1 protein-coding gene is annotated in these 1,149 nt (G+C 67.3%); it reads left to right on the top strand.

What is annotated here, in order from left to right; genetic code table 11:
- Nucleotides 1–1,149: acyl-CoA dehydrogenase family protein (locus ACH01S_RS41730; RefSeq protein WP_255220394.1), on the top strand; the 1,149-nt coding region annotated here is incomplete at both ends.

Here is a 1,149-nt window from a genome sequence, read left to right as displayed (position 1 = left end):
CCCGCGTACGCGCCGTCGGCGGAGCATGAGTTGCTGCGGGGGACGGTGCGTGAGCTGGCCGATGCCAAGATCGCTCCTTTCGCGGCGGCGGTGGATGAGGAGTCGCGGTTCCCGGTCGAGGCGCTGGAGGCGCTGGTGGCGGCCGAGTTGCACGCGGTGCATGTGCCCGAAGCCTACGGCGGTGCGGGCGCGGACGCGTTGGCGACGGTGATCGTGATCGAGGAGGTGGCGCGGGCGTGTGCGTCGTCGTCGTTGATCCCGGCGGTGAACAAGTTGGGCACGGTGCCGGTGCTGTTGGCGGGGTCGGAGGAGTTGAAGCGGCGGTATCTGGGGCCGGTGGCGCGTGGTGAGGCGATGTTCTCCTATGCGTTGTCGGAGGCTGAGGCGGGGTCGGACGCGGCGGGGATGCGGACGCGTGCGGTGCGTGATGGTGATCATTGGGTGGTGAACGGCGCCAAGATGTGGATCACCAATGCGGGGGAGTCGGAGTTCTACACGGTGATGGCGGTGACCGATCCGGGTGCGGGGGCGCGGGGGATCTCGGCGTTCGTGGTGGAGCGGGGCGATGCGGGGGTGTCGTTCGGGCCCAAGGAGCGCAAGTTGGGGATCAAGGGGTCGCCGACCCGTCAGGTGGTCTTGGAGGATGTGCGGATTCCGGCGGATCGGATGATCGGGGCGGAGGGGACGGGGTTCAAGACCGCGTTGGCGACGTTGGACCACACGCGGATCACGATCGCGGCGCAGGCGTTGGGGATCGCGCAGGGCGCGTTGGATTTCGCGCTCGGATACGTCAAGGAGCGGCGCCAGTTCGGGAGGGCGATCGCTGATTTTCAGGGTGTGCAGTTCATGTTGGCGGATATGGCGATGCGGTTGGAGGGGGCGCGGCAGTTGACGTATCACGCGGCGGTGAAGTCCGAGCGGGTGATGCGGGGGGAGCGGGTCGCGGATCTGACGTTGGTGTCGTCGGCGTGCAAGGCGTTGGCGTCGGATGTGGCGATGGATGTCACGACCGATGCGGTGCAGTTGCTGGGCGGGTATGGGTATACGCGGGAGTTCCCGGTGGAGCGGATGATGCGCGACGCCAAGATCACTCAGATCTATGAGGGGACCAACCAGATCCAGCGCATGGTCATCGCCCGCCAACTCCTC

It is taken from the genome of Actinomadura chibensis NBRC 106107 (genome assembly GCF_001552135.1).
GTDB lineage: Bacteria > Actinomycetota > Actinomycetes > Streptosporangiales > Streptosporangiaceae > Spirillospora > Spirillospora chibensis.
The sequence above is the reverse complement of the archived record's forward strand: the minus strand, read 5'-3'. Positions and strand labels throughout refer to the sequence as shown.